Here is an 18,195-nt window from a genome sequence, read left to right on the forward strand (position 1 = left end):
CCGGGTGGCGGCCGCCGCCGCGACGGCCGCCGCGGTGACGGGCCTGCTGGCCACCGTGCCCGCCGCCGCCAGTCCGCCGCAGCAGCGGCAGGCTCCCGGTCCTGGCGCGGTGGTCTCCGTCGGCGACTCCTACATCTCCGGCGAGGCCGGGCGCTGGGCCGGCAACAGCGACGCCAACCCGGCCAACTTCCCCCGCATCGACGCGCTGGGCCCGACCGCGTACTTCGACAACGCGGGCCGCACCGCCGAGCGCACCCCGAAGTGCCACCGCTCGCGCTCCGCCGAGATCCACCTCGGGCTGCCCGGCACCGAGAGCGAGAACCTGGCCTGCTCCGGTGCCCGTACCGACTCCTTCCGGGCCTCGAACGGCGTCGCCAAGCCGGGGCTGGACTTCTCGGACGCGGCCGGGGTGCCCGGCCAGGCCAAGCAGCTGGAGGAGTACGCGCGCGACCACCCGGTGGACATGGTCGCCGTCTCGGTCGGCGGCAACGACTTCCGCTTCGGCGACGTCGTCAAGTCCTGCGTCCTGGCCTACCTCAGTCCGCTGCCGAAGTCGTGCAGCCAGGACCCGGCCAACCGGGCCCGGTTCACCGACCAGGCGGTGGAGCAGCGGGCGGACGACATCGCGGGCGGGCTGCGCAACGTCAAGCAGGCGATGCTGCGGGCCGGGCACGAGACCGACGAGTACGACGTGATCGTGCAGAACTACCCGGCGCCCATCCCGCACGGCCGCGACTTCCGCTACCCCGCGCCGCTGGGCGCGCGCCAGACCCTGGGCGGCTGCGCGTTCAACGACCGGGACGCCGACTGGGCGGTGGACAGCGTGCTGCCGGCCGTCGGCCGGGCCGTGCAGCGGGGCATCGACAAGAGCGGGCTGGACAATGTCCGCTTCCTCGACCTCACGCACAGCTTCGACGGGCACCGGCTGTGCGAGCGCGGCGTCGGGCTGGTCGACCCGGTGCGCGGCACGGTGAAGCGGTGGACCGACCCGGGCGCGGCCGACAAGACCGAGTGGATCAGCTGGGTGCGGACGGTCACCGCGGTGCTGCCGCCGTTCCAGGTGCAGGAGGCGCTGCACCCGAACCACTGGGGCCAGCTCGCCCTGCGGAACTGCCTGCGGCAGGCGTACACCTCACTCAACAGCGACAAGGCCCCCAAGAGCCGTCTGACCTGCACCGGCGGCGGTCCCGGCCTCAACGGGCGGGGCGAACCGAGGATGACGCTGTCCTGAGCGGAGCCGGGTCCGGAGCGGTGCTCAGGGCCCGGTGGCCGGCACCCGCAGCACGGCCAGTACCGGCAGGTGATCGGTGGCGGCGAGCAGGTCGCCGTGGGCGAGGCCCGGCAGGTCGCGCGGTACACCGCAGCCCAGCACCTCGACGCCGTCGGTCGTGAAGACGGCGTCGATGCGCTGGTGCGGGTCGTGGGGCGTGGAGGTGTACTCGCCGCCCCACGGCGCCGCCGTCCAGGCGTCGGTGAGCGAGCCCGCCAGCCGCCGGAAGGCACGCCCGTCCGGCCGGTCGTTCAGATCACCGGCCGCGACGGCGTACGGGGTGTCCAACGCGCGCAGCCGCTCCAGCAGCAGGCCCGCCTGGCCGTACCGCTCGTCGGCCTGAAGGCTGAGGTGGCAGCTGAGCAGGCCGACCCGGGCGCCCCCGATCCGTACCACCGCGGTCGCGAAACCGCGCTGGTGCAGGCCGGGGGTGCGGGGCAGCAGGACGTCCTCGGTGCGTTCCACGTGGGCGCGCAGCGAGGACAGGATCATCGGGCCGGCGGCGGTGGCGCCGCCCGTCACGTGCACCAGGTCCGTCGCCCGGCACAGCCTGGCCACGCTCTTGCGCCAGCGGAAGAACCGCGGCGCCTCCTGCACGAGCACGACGTCCGGGGCGCAGGCCCGGATCACCCGGGCCAGCGCCGCGCGGTCGTCGCGCAGGGAGCGGACGTTGTAGCTGAGCACACGGAGCACGGCCGAGCCGCTCCGCTCCGTTCCGCCTCCGCTCGATGCGAAGTCCTCGGGAGCGGAGCCCGGCTCGGTACGGGAGGCGGGCAGCGCGGCCGGCACCGGGGTCAGCCCTGGCGTGCCAGGTCGGCGGCGCCGACCAGTCCGGCCTTGCCGCCGAGCTGGGCGGCGAGCACCTGGGCGTGCGGACGCCACTGGTTGCCCACCAGCCAGCGGCGGAAGGACTTGCGGATCGGGTCGAGGACCAGTTCGCCCTCGTCCGAGACGCCGCCGCCGACGATGAAGGCGGACGGGTCGAAGAGCGAGGCCAGGTCGGCGAGGCCCGCGCCGGCCCAGCGGGCCAGCTCGCGGAAGGAGTCGACGGCGACCGGGTCGCCCTGGCGGGCGGCCTCGCTGATGTGCCGGCCCTCGATGCCCTCGGAGGTGCCGTCGCCCAGCGACAGCAGCACCTCGGCGTTCTCGGGGGTGGCGAAGGCGCGCTGGCGGGCGTAGCGCAGCAGGGCGCGGCCCGAGGCGTACTGCTCCCAGCAGCCCTGGCTGCCGCAGCCGCACAGCAGGCCGTCCGGTACGACGCGGATGTGGCCGAACTCGGCGGCGACGCCGAACCGGCCGCGGCGCAGCTTGTTGCCGATGATGATGCCGCCGCCCAGGCCGGTGCCCAGGGTGATGCAGATGACGTCGCTGTGGCCCTGGCCGGCGCCGAAGCGGTACTCGCCCCAGGCCGCCGCGTTGGCGTCGTTCTCGACGACGACGGGCAGGCCGACGCGCTGTTCGACCTTGTCCTTCAGCGGCTCGTGGCGCCAGTCGATGTTGGGCGCGAACAGGACGGTGGCCCGCTTCTCGTCCACATAACCGGCGGCACCGATGCCGACGGCCTCGACCTGGTGGTCGGCGCCGACGGTGCGGACGGCGTCGGCGATGGCCTCCGTCAGCTCGTCGGTGGCCTGCGGGGTCGGCACCTTGCACGTTTCGAGGATCGTGCCCTCTTCGTCGACCACGCCGGCCGCGATCTTCGTGCCGCCGATGTCGACGCCGATGGTGAGTCCCATGTGTCCCTCAGTTATTGGTCGTACCCCGCCGCGTACAACCGTACCGGAGTGCGGGGCGGCGCCCGTGCCCTCCGGCCGCGGGACGAGGGTCAGTCGAGGTCGATCCGCTCGGTGCCCGTCGGTCCTTCGTCGTCCCGGCGGGCGCCCGGGTCGTCACGCTTGTCGCGGGTGTCGCCGCCGTCGCGGCCGGCGCCCGGCCCGGCGGCCTCCCGCGGGTCGGCCTGCACGGCCTCGTCGGCGGCCTCGCGGGTCCAGCGGCGCTCGCTGCTCTCGACGGCCGAACGGTAGGCGGCCAGCAGCTCGGACCCGGCGGCGGCGAGGTGGTCGAAGACCTCCGGGTTGCGTTCGACGACCGGCTCGACGACGGCCTTGGCCTGCCGGAAGAGCTGCTGCACGGCGCCCTGCGCGGCCATACCGGCGAGCGCGCCCGGCAACTGGATGCCGGCGAGCTTGTCGGTGACGGCCTCCGCGAGGCGGCGCAGTTCCTCGGCGGCGCTGCCCGGCGGCGGGCCGTACTGCGCGCGGCGGCGGGCCTTCTCGGCCGCCAGGTCCTCGGCGCAGGCCGTTTCCCAGGCATCGGCGTCGAACCGGTCCGTACGGTCGGCGGGGCGCTCGGTGGCATCGCTCATGGCGGACTCACTCCTGCGGCGAGGCGGATCTGGACCCGCGTGGGCGGCGGGTGCGCGGCGGTGCTGCTTCTCCCGACGTTACCCGAACGGCGGTGTGCCGTTCAGTGTCCGCGGGGCCAGAGGTCCGGGTCGGGGGTGAAGCGGATGTGCAGCGCGCCGTCGCGCAGCCCGGCGCCGGAGACCGAACAGCGGCGCAGCGCGGAGGGCAGGGTGCGTATCCGCCGGAAGCGGCCGGCGGTGACGACGACCTCGTCGCCGCGCCGCAGCAGGCCCAGCCCGTCGCGTTCGGCGCCCGGCAGCGGCACCCGCCACACCAGGATGCCGTCCGGGGCCAGCCGGTCCTCCACGGTCCACGGGTCGTCGGCGCCGCCGGGCGCGGCCGGCTCCCCGACCGTGCCGCGGCAGAGCTCGTCCAGGTCCTCGGTGCCCTCGGGGTCGCGGCCCAGGTGCGGCACCTCGACGACCGGCGCCTCGGGGAACTCCTCGCGGAGCGCCTTGAGCGCGCTCTGCTGCTGTCCGGAGAGCGCGGCCAGGAACGGGTCGGCCGACCCGGTGGGCAGCAGCCGGTTCGCGACGACGGCGTCGGTGCGGTGCCCGTACAGGGCGAGGCCCGAGCGCACCTCCCGCAGGTCCGCGACGGCGGCCGGGCCCGCGTCGGTGACGATCCGTACGGTCGTGCCCGGGTGGTCGATGATCCGTTGCACGGCGGCGAGTTCGTGCTCCCAGCGCTCCGCGGCCTCGTACAGCTTCTGGGTGGGCATCTGCACACCCGCCAGTTGGGCCAGCACCGGCCGCAGCGCGCGGGCGGCCTGGCGTTCGGGCGGCAGCAGGCGGCGGAGGTAGCGGCGGGCCTGTTCGGGCAGGGCGAGCAGGGCGACGGTGTCGGCGGCGGGCGGCATGTCGACGACGACCGTCTGCGGGCCGTCGGGCCCGCCGGCCGCTTCGTGGGCCGCGCGCAGCTCGTGGAGCAGCGCGAACGCCTCCGCGCCGGGCAGTTCGGTCAGTTCGTCCTCGTCCAGGGGTGCGGCGCCCAGCAGGTCGAGGGCGGCGCCCGCGCGCTCCTGGAAGGCGAGGACCTCCCGGCGGAAGTGGTCGCCGGCGTCTACGCGCCGGGTGTGCAGGCCGGGCACGAAGGGCACCGGGCCGTCACCGGGGCGGCCCGGGCGGGTGCCCAGGGCGCGTTCCGCCGCGCCGCCGCGGGCGGTGAGCAGCAGGACGCGCTCACCGCGCCGGGCACCGGCCAGGGCGGTGGCGGCGGCGATGGTGGTACGGCCGGCGCCGCCGGGGCCGGTGACGAGGACGGTACGCATGGTCAGCGGCTCTTGGCCTCGCCGGCGGGGCCCACGGGGCCGCTCTCGACGCGCTTCTTCAGCCCGTCCAGCGCGCGGTCGATGATGACCTTCTCCGCCTTGCGCTTGATCATGCCCAGCATCGGGATCTTGACGTCCACGGTGAGCTGATACGTCACTTCGGTGTGCGCGCCGCCGGCCAGCGGTACCAGCCGGTAGGAGCCGTCGAGGGTGCGCAGCATCTGGGACTTCACCAGTGACCAGTTGACCTCGTGGTCGCTGATCCAGGTGTAGGCGAGGGTGTGGTCGTCCTTGATCGCGCCGGCGTCCAGCAGCAGGCGGACCTGCTCGGCGCGGCCCTGGTCGTCCTTGCTGAGGATCTCGGCTTCCTTGACCTCGCCGGTCCAGTCCGGATAGCGGTCGAAGTCGGCGATCACTCCCATCACCTCGGCGGGTGCCGCCTCGATCGTGACGCTAGAGCTGGTGTGTTCGGCCATCGCCGTGACTCCTCCATGCCGATTCGTGCCGGTCCGCCAGACGCGTATCCCTGCTGCTGAAGGCTACCGCGCGGCGAAAGCGCGCCGGACCGGCCTCCCGGCCGATCCGGTCGGCCCCGGAGACGGCCCCCGGGAGGGCCCTCCGGGAAGACCCCGGGAAGGCCCCGGAAGGCCGTCACCACTCCAGGACGTACGGCGCTCCCGTCGCGTTGAAGTGCCCCACGTTGACGCACTCGGTGCCGCCGACGCGTACCCGCCGGGCCAGCGGCTGATGCACGTGACCGAAGAGCGCGTAGCGGGGCCGGGTCCGGCGGATCGCGTCCAGGAGGGCGGCGCTGCCGCGTTCGAAGCGGCGGGCGACGACGTCGTAGCAGAGCTCCGGGACGTCCGGCGGGATGTGCGTGCACAGCACGTCCACCTCGCCGACGGCCTCGACCTTGGCGGCGTACTCCTCGTCGCTGATTTCGTACGGGGTACGCATGGGGGTCGTCAGCCCGCCGCCGACGAACCCGAAGACGCGGCCGCCGATCTCCACCCGCTCGCCGTCCAGGACGGTGGTGCCGGGTCCGGCGTACTCGGGCCACAGGTGGGGGAGGTCCACGTTGCCGTACGTGGCGTACGTCCGCTCCGGGAAGGCGGCGAACAGTTCGGCGTACTGGCGGCGGACGGCCTCCTCGATCACAGCCATCCGGCCGCCGCCCTCGCGCTCGATGTCGCCCCACAGGCGGCGGCCCAGCGCGCGGGCCTCCTCGAAGCGGCGGGCGGTGCGCAGCTCGACCAGCCGGTGGGCGTTCTCGGTGCCGAAGAGGTCGGGGAAGATGCCGCGGGAGTGGTCGGCGTAGTCGAGGAAGAGCACCAGGTCTCCCAGGCAGACCAGGGCGTCGGCCCCGTCGCCCGCCGTGGCGAGGTCCCGCCCGTTGCCGTGTACGTCGCTGACCACATGGACTCGCATGCCGGTCACCCTAGATCGAAAGCCGTACGCCCGGGAGGGGGGCCGGAGGTGCCGCCGGGAGACGGGTCCGACCTGCGGTTACTTCCCGGTCACCGAAAGCCTGGTCTAGTCTGCGCGAAGCAGTCCCAAGGCGTGTCCGGACGCGCGTCACGCAGCGTGTGACGCATCGAACATCTGGGCGTAACCCCCTATCCCAAAAGCAATACCGGTGGGTAACGTCCGGGCAGTCCACCACCCCCCCCCTGCCTGATCATGGACCGCAGCCGGCCAGCACACAGCGTCGTGACGCCGGCGCCATAGAGGAGCAGCAGTCTTGCGCGAGTTCAGCCTTCCGGCCCTGTACGAGGTCCCCGCGGACGGCAACCTGACGGATCTGATCCGCCGCAATGCCGCGCAGCACCCCGATGTCGCCGTCATGGGCCGCAAGGTCGACGGCCGGTGGCAGGACGTGACGGCCACCGTCTTCCTCGCCGAGGTACGGGCCGCCGCCAAGGGCCTGATGGCCGCCGGCATCCGGCCCGGCGACCGGATCGGCCTGATGTCGCGCACCCGGTACGAGTGGACCCTGCTGGACTTCGCGATCTGGAGCGCGGGCGCGGTCACCGTCCCGGTCTACGAGACCAGCTCCGCCGAACAGGTGCAGTGGATCCTCGGCGACTCCGGCGCGGTGGCCTGCGTGGTCGAATCCCCCGCGCAGGAGGCCGCCGTCGAGTCCGTACGGGACCGGCTGCCCGCGCTGGAGAACATCTGGCAGATCGAGCGGGACGCGGTCGCCCGGCTGCGCGCGGCCGGCGCCGGTGTCACCGACGCGGAGGTGGACGAGCGCAGCGCCCTCGCCGACGCCGACTCGCCCGCCACCATCGTGTACACCTCCGGCACCACCGGCCGGCCCAAGGGCTGTGTGCTCACCCACCGCAGCTTCTTCGCCGAGTGCGGCAACGTCGTCGAACGCCTCAAGCCCCTCTTCCGCACCGGCCACTCCTCGGTCCTGCTCTTCCTGCCGGTGGCCCACGTCTTCGGACGGCTGGTGCAGGTGGCCTCGGTCATGGCCCCCATCAAGCTCGGCCACGCCCCCGACATCAAGAACCTCACCGACGACCTCGCCTCGTTCCGCCCGACACTGATCCTCGGCGTCCCCCGGGTCTTCGAGAAGGTCTACAACGCGGCGCGGGCCAAGGCGCAGTCCGAGGGCAAAGGCAAGATCTTCGACCGGGCCGCCGAGACGGCCATCGCCTACAGCCGCGCGCTGGACACCCAGGCCGGGCCCGCCCTCGGCCTGCGGATCAAGCACAAGCTCTTCGACAAGCTGGTCTTCGGCAAGCTGCGCGCCGTGCTCGGCGGCCGGGCCACCCACGCCATCTCCGGCGGCGCGCCGCTGGGCGAGCGCCTGGGCCACTTCTACCGGGGCATCGGCTTCACCGCCCTGGAGGGCTACGGCCTGACGGAGTCCTGCGCGGCCACCGCCTTCAACCCGTGGGACCGCCAGAAGATCGGTACGGTCGGCCAGCCGCTGCCCGGCTCGGTGGTGCGCATCGCCGACGACGGCGAGGTGCTGCTGCACGGCGAGCACCTGTTCACCGAGTACTGGAACAACGAGTCGGCGACCAAGGAAGCGCTCTCCGACGGCTGGTTCCACACCGGTGACATCGGCACCCTCGACGAGGACGGCTACCTCGCGATCACCGGCCGCAAGAAGGAGATCCTGGTGACGGCGGGCGGCAAGAACGTCGCCCCGGCCGTCATCGAGGACCGCATCCGCGCGCACGCGCTGATCGCCGAGTGCATGGTCGTCGGCGACGGCCGCCCCTTCGTCGGCGCGCTGGTCACCCTCGACGAGGAGTTCCTGCCGCGCTGGGCGACGGAGCACGGCCGCCCGGCCGGGCAGAGCGTCACCGAGCTGAGCAAGGACCCGGAGCTGCTGGCCGCGGTGCAGCGGGCGGTGGACGACGGCAACGCGGCCGTCTCCAAGGCCGAGTCGGTACGCAAGTTCCGCATCCTGCCGACGCAGTTCACCGAGGAGTCCGGGCACGTCACGCCGTCGCTGAAGCTCAAGCGCAACGTGGTGGCGAAGGACTTCGCCGAGGAGATCGAGGCGATCTACCGCGCGTGACGCGCGGACGTACCGACACCCTTCCGGACGCCGGGCGGGCCGTGCACCCGGCCGCCCGGCGTCCGCGCGTCCGGCTACAGCAGCTCCTTGAGCCGCTCCGCCAGCAGGTCCCAGCGCCACTTCTCCTCCACCCAGGCGCGGCCGCGCTCGCCCATGCGGCGGCGGGCGGCGGGGTCCTTCAGCAGCGCGACGACGCGTTCGGCGGTGACCGTCGGGGAGCCGCCCGGGACGACGTACCCCGTCTCGCCGTCCAGCACGGCGTCCGGCGCGCCGCCGGAGTCCCCCGCCACGACCGGCAGTCCGGTGGCGGACGCCTCCAGGTAGACGATGCCCAGACCCTCCACGTCCAGCCCGCCGCGCCGGGTACGGCACGGCATCGCGAAGACGTCGCCCGCGCCGTAGTGGGCGGGCAGTTCCTCCCACGGCACGGCCCCGGTGAAGCGCACCGCGTCGGCGACGCCCTTCTCGACGGCGAGCGCGTGCAGTTGCTTCTCGTACGGGCCGCCGCCCACGATCAGCAGCACCGCGTCCGGCACGTCGGCCAGGATGCGCGGCATCGCCTCGATCAGGGTGTCCTGGCCCTTGCGCGGCACCAGCCGGGAGACGCAGACGACGACCGGCCGCTCGGCGAGCCCGAGGCGGGCCCGTACCCCGTCGCCGCCCGAACCGGGGTGGAAGGTCTTCTCGTCCACGCCGGGCGGCAGTTGCGTCATCCGCCCGGCGGCGGCCGGCGTCAGCGCGGCGGCGATCCGCGAGCGGGTGTACTCACCGAGATAGGTGATCGTGTCGGTGTCCTCGCCGATCCGCCGCAACAGGTGACGGGAGCCGGGGAGCTGCGCCCAGCCCGCCTCGTGCCCGTGCGTGGTGGCCACGATCCGGCGCGCGCCCGCCCGGCGCAGCGCGGGCGCCATCAGGCCGAGCGGCGCCGCGGCGCCGAACCACACCGAGGAGCAGCCGTGCCGGCGCAGCAGGGCGGTGGCCGTCCGGGTCACCCGGGGCGTCGGCAGCAGCATGGTCGTCCGGTCGCGTACGACCGGGAAGGGCTGCTCGGCGTCGAAGCGGGCGGTGGCCTCGACGCCCTCCTGGCCGCGCTTCCAGGTGGAGGCGTAGACCACGACCCGGTCCGGGTCCAGGCGCAGCGCCATGCTGTGCAGGAAGGCCTGGATGCCGCCGGGGCGGGGCGGGAAGTCGTTCGTGACGATCAGCGTCTTGTCCATTGCCCTGGCACAGTACCGGGTCACCGGACACGACCGGCGGGGGCCGCCCCGGCACGCGCGTGACTCGTCTACGGTCGTGACACGGCCCCGTCCACCGGGACGGACGGGCGGCCGCGGACGGCGGCGGACGACAGGACGAGGTGGCGATGGGCGGGGCCGGCAGCCGGCAGCCGAGGGACACGGTGCGCGCGTCGGCGCCGCCGGCGGCGGTCTGGGCCGCCACCCGGGCGGTCCTGCTGCTGTGCGTGTTCAAGGTGCTGGTGCTGCCCGGCCCGGACGTCACCAGCGACATCTCGGGCATCTACGCCGGCTGGTCCGAGGTCCTGAAGTCCGGCGCGTTCCCGCAGGACGACGTGACCTGGCAGTACCCGCCGGCCGCCGCGCTCGCCGTCCTCTCGCCCGGGCTGCTGCCCTTCCTGGACTACGCCTCGGCGTTCTTCGTCCTGGCGTGCGCCGCCGACGCCGTCACCTTCGCGCTGCTCCTGTACGCGGGCCGCCGGCCGGGCAAACGTCTCACCGGTGCCTGGGTCTGGACCGCGGGGGTCGCCCTGCTCGGCCCGACCGCGTACGCCCGGTACGACCTGATGGTCACCGCCGTGGCCGTCGCCGCGCTCTTCGCCGCCGCCCGGCGCCCGCGCGTCTCCGGCGCCCTGATCGCTTTCGGCGCGCTGCTGAAGGTCTGGCCGGTGCTGCTGCTGACCGGCGCTCCCCTGCGGGGCCGCCGCGCGCGGCACCTGTGGGGCGCGGCGGCCGTCGGCGCGCTGGCGATCACCGCGCTCTGCGTCGCCTGGGCCCCTGGCGGGCTGGCCTTCCTCACCTTCCAGCGTGACCGGGGTACGGAGGTGGAGTCGCTCGGCGGGCTCGTCTTCCATCTCGCCCGGCAGTTCGGCTGGGACGGCGAGGTGCTGCTGAACTACGGCTCGGTGGAGTTCGTCGGCCCGTACGTGCCGCTGGTCAGTTCCCTGGCGCTGCTCCTGACCGTGGCGGCCTTCGGCTGGCTGCTGCTGTGGCGGCTGCGCGCGCGGCGGTGCACGTCCGCCACGCTCGCCGACGCCGCCTTCACCGCCGTCCTGCTCTTCGTCACCACCAGCCGGGTGATCAGCCCGCAGTACATGATCTGGCTGGTGGGCGCGGCGGCCGTGTGCATGACGCTGCGGGCGAGCCGGATGGGACTGCCCGCCGTCCTGGTCCTGCTCGCGACCGGCGCGACGCTGTGGGAGTTCCCCGTCCGGTTCGTGGACGTCGTGGCCAGCGAGGGGAGCGGCGTCGTCCTGCTGGCCGTGCGCAACGTCCTGCTCGTGGCCGCTTCGCTGTCCGCCTGCCGCCGGTTGTGGCGCTCGACGGTCACCGGGCCGCGGCGCGTCACCGCAACTGCCGCACCACGTACGCCTGCCACCGCCGGGTGAACTCCGCCGGGCTCAGGCCCAGTTGGTCGCGCATCGCCCGCCCGGCGCTCTCCGGGCCGCCCCGGCCCGCCGCCCGGTAGAACGCGCCGAGCCGCTGCTCGCCCCAGTCGTCGGCGATCATGCGGCAGGCCAGCCAGCCTCCCTCGTACGCGCGGGCCAGCTCCCGCGCGCTGCGGCCGAAGCGGAAGTCGCCGTCGGCCGGCAGCCGGGACGGCGGGGTGCCCTTGGCCACGGCGTGCGCGAGTTCGGGGGCGGTGGCGGCGGCCGGGTGGCTGTCGCCGCGGTAGGCGGCCCAGTCGGCGAAACCCTCGGAGAGCCAGAGCGGGGTGGCGGAGGTGGTGGCCGTACGCGTCGCGACGTGGGTGGCCTCGTGGGTCAGTACGGTCTGGCGCCCGGCGGCGGACAGTTCGCCGTACGCCTCCGGATTGACGACGACCCGGTCGGCCGGTGCCGCCGGCGCCGCGCCCGCCTCGCCGGTCGTGACGGCCGCTATGCCCCGGTAGCCGGAGGGGTCGGCGGCGTTCAGCAGCTCCGCCATCCCGTCCAGCGACTGCGGCGCCTCGACGACCACCCGCCCGGCCCACTTCCCGGGCCACGCCTCGGTGACGGCGGGCACGGCCGCGTCCGTACGGTCCGCCAGTTCGCGCAGTGCCGCGCTGCCGCGGCGGACACCGAGGACCAGGCTGTGGCGCCCCTTGACGACCTGGACCGGCCCCTGGTCCCACAGTTGGCGCGCGCTGCGCCGCCCGCTCCCGGCACCGTCCGAGTCGGAGCTGATCAGCCACCGGCCGCCGCGGTCGGTGAGCGTCAGGTACTGCACGGAGGTGACCGGCGCGTTGTCGTACCCGGTCAGCCGGTAGCGCAGCCGCACCTCGGCGGCCACCCGGCGGCCCTCCGCCCCGACCACCGCCGGCAGACCGAACGCGTCGGTCTTCACCAGCTCGTACGACCAGGCGCCCAGCGGCACCTGCGCGAGGTGGGCGAACACCGCCCGCTGCTGGTCGCGGTACGCGGACGCGTGCGGGTCGACCGAGGCGAGGAAGGCCCCGGCGTCCCGGTCGCGCACCGCCGCCGCGCGCCGGTCCAGCATCCGCTGGATGCCCGGCGGGGGGTCCTGCCCGCCCGCCGGGTCCTGGCAGCCCGTGAGCAGCGGCAGCAGCGCCAGCGGCAGGGTCGCGCAGAGCGCCGTCCTGATCCGCCGGGCCGTCCGCCGCGTTGTCCGTCGCCCTGCCACGCGGTTGATCGTAAGCACCGGCCGCGGGTACGGACAGCGGTCAGGGTCGGGTTACGGACGAGATGGGCATCATGCCGACGGGGTCCGAGCGCACCCGGGCCCCCGGATACGGCGCGTGCACCACCTGTCCGTTGCCCACATACATACCGACATGACTGGCGTCGTCCCGGTAGATGACCAGGTCCCCGGGCCTGGCCTGACTGACCTGAACCTGCCGCCCCGCGCCGCGCTGGGCTTGCGAGGTGCGCGGGATGGAGACTCCGGCCCGCGCGTAGGCCCACTGCATCAGTCCGGAGCAGTCGAAGGAGGAAGGGCCGGACCGCCCCCAGGCGTACGGGGAGCCGATCGCCCCGCGCACCGCCTGGACGGCGGCCCCGGCCCGGCCGGAGGCGGGCGACGGCCCGGACAGGTCGGGCATCGACCGTCCGACTCCGCGGTTGGCTCGGTCGTAGGCGGCCCGGTCCGCGCCGGTCAGCGAGTTCAGCAGGCGCCGCGCCGCGGCCAGTTTGTCCTCGACGTCCTTCTTGTGGCGCACGACGGCCCGCCGGCTCGCCTCCAGGGCGGCCAGCTTCCCCGTCGCCTCCCGGCGCTCCTGCTCCAGACCGCGCTGGGCTCCCTGGAGTTCGCGCAGCTCCCCGGCCTGTTCGCCGTGGATGCGGTCCAGGGCGGCGGCCTTGTCGAGGTAGTGCGCCGGGTCCTCGGACAGGAGCAGCTTCAGGGCCGGGTCCAGACCGCCGGAGCGGTACTGGGCGGAGGCGACGGCGCCGAGCCGGCCGCGCAGCCGGTTGACGTGCTCCTGGCCGCGGGCCACCCGGTCCTGGAGGGCCGCCACGTCGGCCCGCAGCCTGCGCGCCCGCTCGTTGGCCCCGTTGAACTGCTCGGTGGCCTTCTCGGCCTGCTCGTAGAGGGCGTCGACGCGCGAGGTGACCTCGGCGGGCGCCGGGGCCGGGACGGCGTTGGCCGCTCCGGCGGACAGCGCGGCGGCTGCGGTGACCGCGGCGGCGGACAGGACGGTGGCCCTGGTCGCACCGGCCAGGCCGGACTGTGAGACACGGCGGTGGGACGCCACGTGAGGCCGCACTCCCTTCCGTGCAGCCCCTGCCGCCCGGGGCGGGCGGACACTGACCGGCAGCTGCGAGGGCAGACAGTAACGGCGCCGGTGGCCCGCGGCCAAAGACCCGCAACACCCGTCGCCGGTAGGGAAAAAGCCGCCCCGCCGGTGACTGCGCAGGTCACCGGCGGGGCGGGAAGTCAGCGGCGCACACCGCAATTCGCCCGATCGGGCGGCATGTCCGGCAGTGTCCCGCGAGCGCGGGACGCGGCCGACGGGACGTCAGACGCGGACGCCGAACTGGAAGGGCATGTTGTTGATCGACTCGTAGCGCACGGACGCGCCCGGCTTCGGCGCGTGCAGCACCTGGCCGTTGCCCGCGTACAGGCCGATGTGGTGCAGGTCGCCGTAGAAGAGCACCAGGTCGCCCGGCTTGAGCGCGCTCTGCGAGCTGATCCGGGTACCGGCGTTGGCCTGCGCCTGCGAGGTGCGCGGCAGCGACTGGTCGGCCTGCGCGTACGCCCAAGAGGTCAGGCCCGAGCAGTCGAAGGAGGAGGGACCGGTGGCGCCCCACACGTAGGGCGAGCCGATCTTCGAGGCGGCCGCGGCCAGGGCGGCGGCGCCGCGCTGCGAGGCCGGGACGTCCTTGCCCAGGTCGGGGCGCTCGTTGCCGCGGCTGGAACGGCCCTGGTTCTGCTTCTTCTCCTCCTCCTTCCGCAGCTCTTCCTTCTCCTTGGCGGTCAGCGTGTTGAGGAGTTCCTGCGCCTTGGCGAGCTTGCCCTTGATCTCGTCCTTCTTGTCACCCAGTGCCTTGCGGGTGTCCGAGAGGTCCTTGATCTTGCCGGCGGCCTCCGCGCGCTCCTGCGCGAGCCGGCGCTGCTTGTCCGCGATGGTCTTCAGCTGCTCGGCCTGCTTGCCGCTCAGCTGGTCGAGGGTGGCGGCCTTGTCGAGGTAGGTGTCCGGGTCGCCGGAGAGGAAGAGCTGCACGGACGGGTCGATGCTGCCGCTGCGGTACTGGCCGGAGGCGACGGCGCCGAGGCCCTTGCGGAGCTCGTTCAGCTCGCCCTGGCCGCGGGCGACCTTGTCCTGGAGGGCGTCGACCTCCTTCTGGAGCTTCTCCTGGTCCTCCTTGGCCCCGTTGTACTTCTCGGTGGCCTGCTCCGCCTGCTCGTAGAGCTTGTCGACCTCGGACTTGACGTCTTCCTTCTTCGGCTTCGGGTCGGCATGGGCGGCCTGGGACGAGAGGGCGACGGCCGCCGCTGCGGTCGCGGTGAGGACGGTCACGCGCGTGCGGCTCGGCTGCTTGGGTCGACGGTGGGACGCCACGGAGGCGAGCTCCTTCTTCCTTCAGCCGCCTACCGGGCGTGGGGGGTACGGGACCCCGGCTCCGCGTGTGAACACCGCGGACTCGGCGGTTCCTTCACTGTTCATCCCGGGTGGATGATCAACTGCATGAAGGGTTGAGGCCTGACCTTAGTAACCGAGTTGTGATCGCTTCAAATCCTCACCGGAAAAAACTGCTGGATGCTCCTCATCCTTTACCAACATCACACAGGCAGTAATGGTCACTTGACACTCAGAGACGAACGACAGGCATGAGACGCCTCGTTGTTGGGTACACGTTTACCCCCGTCGCGAGCACCACAGCGCTCCGCCGGCTCCCCCTCGGACGCTCGGGCCAGACCTGCCCCGCGCTCCCCTCCGTGAAGCACGTCCCGGACAAGTCGTACGGACGGAACGTACGACTCAGGTACGGGCAAGTCGCTTCAGCAGCAGGGCCGATGCGACCGGCCGCGCACCCGCCTTGGCCACCCCGTCGGCCACCTCACGGTCCGTGGAGACGACCACCACCGGACGGCCGGGCGGCTCGGCCCGTACGAGCTGGCGGATCAGCTCGTCCGCCGTCACACCCGGCTTGCTGAAGAGGACCCTCACCCCGCGCGGCGGCGCGAGCAGCACCGGAGCGGCCAGCTCGGCACCGTCGAAGACACACGTCATCTCCGCGCCGGTCTGGGCGGCCAGCACCGCGAGGCCGCCCAGCAGCCGCAGCCGCTGCTTGTCCAACGGCATCGTGGGATAACCGGTCTTGGTGACGTTGTAACCGTCCACCACCAGGTGGGCCTGCGGCAGCGCCAGCAGCTGGTCCAGCAGGGCGGGGTCGGTCTCCGACAGCGCGCGCGTGGCGATGTCCTTGGGCGTCATCTTGCCCGGTGCCACCGCGTCGACGGTGTCCGCCGGGTGGGTGTCGGCGGGCGGCAGCGCCAGCTCCCGGCGCAGCCCCTGGGCCGCGTCCAGGACGGTGTCCAGCAGCAGCCGCAGCCGCATGTCCTCGACGCTGCGGCCCTCGCGCGTGGCACGGCGGCTGGCCTCCAGCAGCGCCTCGACCTCCGCGACACGGGCCTTCAGGCGGCGCGCCTCGCTGTCGGCCACGGTCTTCTCCTGCGCGGCGGCGGCCCGTACGGACTCCACCTCCGCCGCGGCCTTGCGCGCCGCCGCCTCGCCCCGCTTGACGTCGCTGAGCGCGCTGCGCAGCTTGCGCTGCAACGACTCGTTCTCCTTGCGCAACGCGTCCAGGTCGTCGCGGGCGCGCTCGGCCTCGGCGCGGGCCTGCGCGCGGGACTGCGCCAGCTCCTCGCGCAGCGCGGCCAGCTCGCGTTCGGCCTCCTCGCCGGCCTGTTCCGCGCGGGCGCGCTGCGCCTCCTCGCCGGCCGCCGCGACCAGCTTGACCCAGCCCTCGGGACGCAGCACATAGGCCGCCGCCGCGACATCGAGCGGGTCGGCGGCGGCGGGCGGGGTGCCGTTGTCCAGCGCTTCGGCCAGTTCCGGCTGGGCCTCGCGCAGCCGGCCCGCGATCCGTTGCCGGAAGACCGCGTCGTTCTCCAGCGCGGCCGCCATCGCGTTGCCCGCGAATTTGGCCCGGCGGCTGGGGGTGAACCGGGCGTACTGGCGCAGCGGCGGCGGAAGTTCGGCGACCGTCAGGCCGCCGAAGGACTCCGCGGTGAGCGCCACGACCCGGCGCCGTACGCCCTCGGGCAGCGGACGGTCGAGCACCTCTTCCGCCTCGGCCGCACCGGCCTCGGCACCGTGCTCCGCCCCCGCAGGCCTTTCTGGACGCTCCACCACTGCTGCATCGCTCCGATCTCAGGCGCTCGACTCAGGCACCGGCGCCCGGCCGGTCGACCAGCTCGATCTGGTCGACCGCGTTGCACCAGCGGCAGCGCACGGACTCGATGCTCTCACTGAGCACCTCGCGTTCCTCCACCTTCGGCTCCCCGGCGAGGTCGAGGTGGAGGTACTCCACGACCTCGGAGCGGCGGGTCACGTCGAAGCGCGTCAGGTTGCCGCACAGGGTGCAGCGCCACCGGGTCCCGTCCGTCGGCAGGGGAACAGCCATGGTGTCGTCCTCTTTCGTCGCGCTCGGGCGAGCGGAGCTCGTGCTGTCGTTCGGGGGCTTCCCGCGGTGCGCCGTCGGACTGCGGAAGTACGCGGGGTACTGACCGTCAGAGCCTGTGCCATCACCCCGGCCAGGCTCCCGTCGCCTGGCCGGGGTGATGGCACAGGCTCTTACCCTACGGCCTGACGCCGCTACGGCGCGGGCCCGCCCGGGAGGCGGGACGCGGCGAGGCACTCTGTCCCGATTGCCCGTATTACGCCATGATCACTTCATGACGGCCCCGTTCCTGACCCCCCGGACGCCCCGCGCCCGCTCGGTGCTGACCGTGTTCTCCCGCATGACGAACGTCCTGATCGCCCTGTGCTGCGTGGTCTTCGTCGTCGGGCCCGCCTCCGGCCTCAACGGCATATACGGCACCGGCGACGCCGTCGTCCAGGCGCAGACCGCGTACTTCGAACGCTGGGGCGTCATCCCGCGTGACCTGTGGAGCGGCTCGCCCGGCCCGCTGCTCACCCCGCTGACCGCTCTGTTCGTGCACGGAAGCTGGCTGCACCTGCTGGGCAACGTCCTCTTCCTGTACGTCTTCGGCGGCATGGCCGAGGACCGCATGGGCCGGCTGCCGTTCACCCTCTTCTACCTCGTGACCGGCTATCTGGCCCTGATGGGCTACGCGGCCGCGCACGCCTCCTCGGGACAGACCCTGGTCGGCGCCTCCGGGGCGATCTCCGGGGTGCTGGGGGCGTTCCTCTACCTCTTCCCCAAGGCCCGGGTCACCAGCATCTACCCGTTCCTCTTCTTCCTGCCGCTCCGCTTCCCGGCGTGGATCGTGCTGCTGTTCTGGTTCGTCCTCCAGTGGATCGCCGCGCAGCGCGACCCCAGCAGCCCGGGTGTGGCCTACCTCGCCCACGTCGTGGGCTTCGCGGTGGGCTTCCTGTACGCCTGGGTGCGGTACCGGCCGAGCCCCGCTCCGCCCGGGGAAACGGCCGCGGCCACCGGTAGGGTGGACTCCGCCGGAACGGCGAAGCAGCAGGCGGCCGAGGGAGAGAGCCAACCGTGATCACTTCGATCGTGCTCATCAAGACCAGCGTGGACCAGATCCCGGAGATCGCGGAGAAGATCGCCGCGCTGGAGGGCGTCAGCGAGGTCTACTCGGTCACCGGTGCGCACGACCTGATCGCGCTGGTGCGGGTGGCCAGGCACGACGACCTGGCGGACGTCATCCCGGGCCGGATCAGCAAGGTGCCGGGCGTGGCCTCCACCGAGACGCACATCGCCTTCCGTACGTACTCCCAGCACGACCTGGAAGCGGCCTTCGCCATCGGCCTGGACGCCTGACCCGGACCGCCGCCGCGTACGAACCCGCGCCGCGGCGCCCGGACAGCGGAGCGCCGCGACGCGGGCGGTCGAAGG

Annotated in this window: 17 protein-coding genes; 5 read left to right on the plus strand and 12 right to left on the minus strand. The window is 73.6% G+C overall.

The window, feature by feature from the left end; translation table 11 throughout:
* Window positions 1-4: 4 nt before the first annotated feature.
* Entirely contained in the window at window positions 5-1,231 is a 1,227-nt protein-coding gene (locus ACZ4QV_RS24860) for an SGNH/GDSL hydrolase family protein (protein ID WP_467763420.1), read from the plus strand.
* A gap of 24 nt (window positions 1,232-1,255) precedes the next feature.
* On the opposite strand, the gene ACZ4QV_RS24865 is transcribed toward ACZ4QV_RS24860, so the two are convergent.
* The 6 genes from ACZ4QV_RS24865 to ACZ4QV_RS24890 form a co-directional block, all read right to left on the minus strand.
* On the minus strand, window positions 1,256-1,963 hold the full coding sequence (locus tag ACZ4QV_RS24865; RefSeq protein ID WP_361589592.1) for an endonuclease/exonuclease/phosphatase family protein: 708 nt from the start codon (window positions 1,961-1,963) through the stop codon (window positions 1,256-1,258).
* 101 nt (window positions 1,964-2,064) lie between these two features.
* The gene (locus tag ACZ4QV_RS24870) at window positions 2,065-3,006 is read right to left on the minus strand and encodes an ROK family glucokinase (protein ID WP_030020869.1); all 942 of its coding nucleotides are present in this window, start codon (window positions 3,004-3,006) and stop codon (window positions 2,065-2,067) included.
* Between the two features lie 89 nt (window positions 3,007-3,095).
* The gene (locus tag ACZ4QV_RS24875; protein WP_467763421.1) at window positions 3,096-3,635 is read right to left on the minus strand and encodes a DUF5304 domain-containing protein; all 540 of its coding nucleotides are present in this window, start codon (window positions 3,633-3,635) and stop codon (window positions 3,096-3,098) included.
* A 101-nt stretch (window positions 3,636-3,736) separates the two neighbouring features.
* On the minus strand, window positions 3,737-4,945 hold the full coding sequence (locus ACZ4QV_RS24880; protein ID WP_467763422.1) for an ArsA family ATPase: 1,209 nt from the start codon (window positions 4,943-4,945) through the stop codon (window positions 3,737-3,739).
* A 2-nt stretch (window positions 4,946-4,947) separates the two neighbouring features.
* Window positions 4,948-5,421: an SRPBCC family protein gene (locus ACZ4QV_RS24885; RefSeq protein WP_467763423.1), complete on the minus strand. Its 474-nt coding sequence runs from the start codon at window positions 5,419-5,421 to the stop codon at window positions 4,948-4,950.
* Between the two features lie 175 nt (window positions 5,422-5,596).
* A complete protein-coding gene (locus ACZ4QV_RS24890) occupies window positions 5,597-6,373 on the minus strand; it encodes a metallophosphoesterase family protein (RefSeq protein ID WP_361143030.1) in 777 nt (258 codons plus the stop codon).
* 313 nt (window positions 6,374-6,686) lie between these two features.
* On the opposite strand from ACZ4QV_RS24890, the gene ACZ4QV_RS24895 reads away from it, so the two are divergent.
* Window positions 6,687-8,483, plus strand: a complete 1,797-nt coding sequence (locus tag ACZ4QV_RS24895) for an AMP-dependent synthetase/ligase (protein ID WP_361143033.1) — start codon at window positions 6,687-6,689, stop codon at window positions 8,481-8,483.
* 74 nt (window positions 8,484-8,557) lie between these two features.
* Here ACZ4QV_RS24895 and ACZ4QV_RS24900 read toward each other — a convergent pair whose 3' ends face one another.
* Window positions 8,558-9,700 carry a glycosyltransferase family 4 protein gene (locus ACZ4QV_RS24900; protein ID WP_361143035.1) on the minus strand — a complete coding sequence of 381 codons (1,143 nt, stop codon included), beginning with the start codon at window positions 9,698-9,700 and terminating at the stop codon, window positions 8,558-8,560.
* 146 nt (window positions 9,701-9,846) lie between these two features.
* On the opposite strand from ACZ4QV_RS24900, the gene ACZ4QV_RS24905 reads away from it, so the two are divergent.
* Window positions 9,847-11,106 (plus strand): glycosyltransferase family 87 protein, encoded by a 1,260-nt coding sequence (locus tag ACZ4QV_RS24905; protein WP_361143038.1) that lies wholly within the window; start codon window positions 9,847-9,849, stop codon window positions 11,104-11,106.
* Here the strand turns inward: ACZ4QV_RS24905 and ACZ4QV_RS24910 are convergent.
* The 5 genes from ACZ4QV_RS24910 to ACZ4QV_RS24930 all read right to left on the minus strand — a co-directional run bounded on the left by ACZ4QV_RS24910 (window position 11,063) and on the right by ACZ4QV_RS24930 (window position 16,785).
* Complete coding sequence (locus ACZ4QV_RS24910; protein ID WP_361589578.1) at window positions 11,063-12,340, minus strand: hypothetical protein; 1,278 nt, start codon at window positions 12,338-12,340, stop codon at window positions 11,063-11,065. The two genes, ACZ4QV_RS24905 and ACZ4QV_RS24910, sit on opposite strands and share 44 nt — an antisense overlap.
* Before the next feature lie 40 nt (window positions 12,341-12,380).
* Window positions 12,381-13,409 (minus strand): C40 family peptidase, encoded by a 1,029-nt coding sequence (locus tag ACZ4QV_RS24915; RefSeq protein ID WP_361143043.1) that lies wholly within the window; start codon window positions 13,407-13,409, stop codon window positions 12,381-12,383.
* 264 nt (window positions 13,410-13,673) lie between these two features.
* Window positions 13,674-14,717, minus strand: coding sequence for a C40 family peptidase (locus tag ACZ4QV_RS24920; protein ID WP_361143046.1), 1,044 nt, complete (start codon window positions 14,715-14,717; stop codon window positions 13,674-13,676).
* 420 nt (window positions 14,718-15,137) lie between these two features.
* Window positions 15,138-16,514, minus strand: coding sequence for an NYN domain-containing protein (locus tag ACZ4QV_RS24925; protein WP_467763424.1), 1,377 nt, complete (start codon window positions 16,512-16,514; stop codon window positions 15,138-15,140).
* 31 nt (window positions 16,515-16,545) lie between these two features.
* Window positions 16,546-16,785, minus strand: a complete 240-nt coding sequence (locus tag ACZ4QV_RS24930) for a hypothetical protein (protein ID WP_030020858.1) — start codon at window positions 16,783-16,785, stop codon at window positions 16,546-16,548.
* Between the two features lie 337 nt (window positions 16,786-17,122).
* Here ACZ4QV_RS24930 and ACZ4QV_RS24935 point away from each other — a divergent pair, with 337 nt between their 5' ends.
* Window positions 17,123-17,842 carry a rhomboid family intramembrane serine protease gene (locus ACZ4QV_RS24935; RefSeq protein ID WP_361145158.1) on the plus strand — a complete coding sequence of 240 codons (720 nt, stop codon included), beginning with the start codon at window positions 17,123-17,125 and terminating at the stop codon, window positions 17,840-17,842.
* Complete coding sequence (locus ACZ4QV_RS24940) at window positions 17,839-18,120, plus strand: Lrp/AsnC ligand binding domain-containing protein (RefSeq protein WP_030020856.1); 282 nt, start codon at window positions 17,839-17,841, stop codon at window positions 18,118-18,120. Before ACZ4QV_RS24935 ends, ACZ4QV_RS24940 begins: the two co-directional genes overlap by 4 nt.
* The last annotated feature ends 75 nt before the right edge of the window (window positions 18,121-18,195 follow it).

The organism is Streptomyces sp. NPDC026394 (assembly GCF_055567735.1).

What these genes read in the sequence shown, in the direction of transcription:
- ACZ4QV_RS24870 (WP_030020869.1), bottom strand. Translation starts at nt 3,006, where the DNA reads ATGGGACTCACCATCGGCGTCGACATCGGCGGCACGAAGATCGCGGCC.
- ACZ4QV_RS24875 (WP_467763421.1), bottom strand. Translation starts at nt 3,635, where the DNA reads ATGAGCGATGCCACCGAGCGCCCCGCCGACCGTACGGACCGGTTCGAC.
- ACZ4QV_RS24880 (WP_467763422.1), bottom strand. Translation starts at nt 4,945, where the DNA reads ATGCGTACCGTCCTCGTCACCGGCCCCGGCGGCGCCGGCCGTACCACC.
- ACZ4QV_RS24885 (WP_467763423.1), bottom strand. Translation starts at nt 5,421, where the DNA reads ATGGCCGAACACACCAGCTCTAGCGTCACGATCGAGGCGGCACCCGCC.
- ACZ4QV_RS24890 (WP_361143030.1), bottom strand. Translation starts at nt 6,373, where the DNA reads ATGCGAGTCCATGTGGTCAGCGACGTACACGGCAACGGGCGGGACCTC.
- ACZ4QV_RS24900 (WP_361143035.1), bottom strand. Translation starts at nt 9,700, where the DNA reads ATGGACAAGACGCTGATCGTCACGAACGACTTCCCGCCCCGCCCCGGC.
- ACZ4QV_RS24905 (WP_361143038.1), top strand. Translation starts at nt 9,847, where the DNA reads ATGGGCGGGGCCGGCAGCCGGCAGCCGAGGGACACGGTGCGCGCGTCG.
- ACZ4QV_RS24930 (WP_030020858.1), bottom strand. Translation starts at nt 16,785, where the DNA reads ATGGCTGTTCCCCTGCCGACGGACGGGACCCGGTGGCGCTGCACCCTG.
- ACZ4QV_RS24935 (WP_361145158.1), top strand. Translation starts at nt 17,123, where the DNA reads ATGACGAACGTCCTGATCGCCCTGTGCTGCGTGGTCTTCGTCGTCGGG.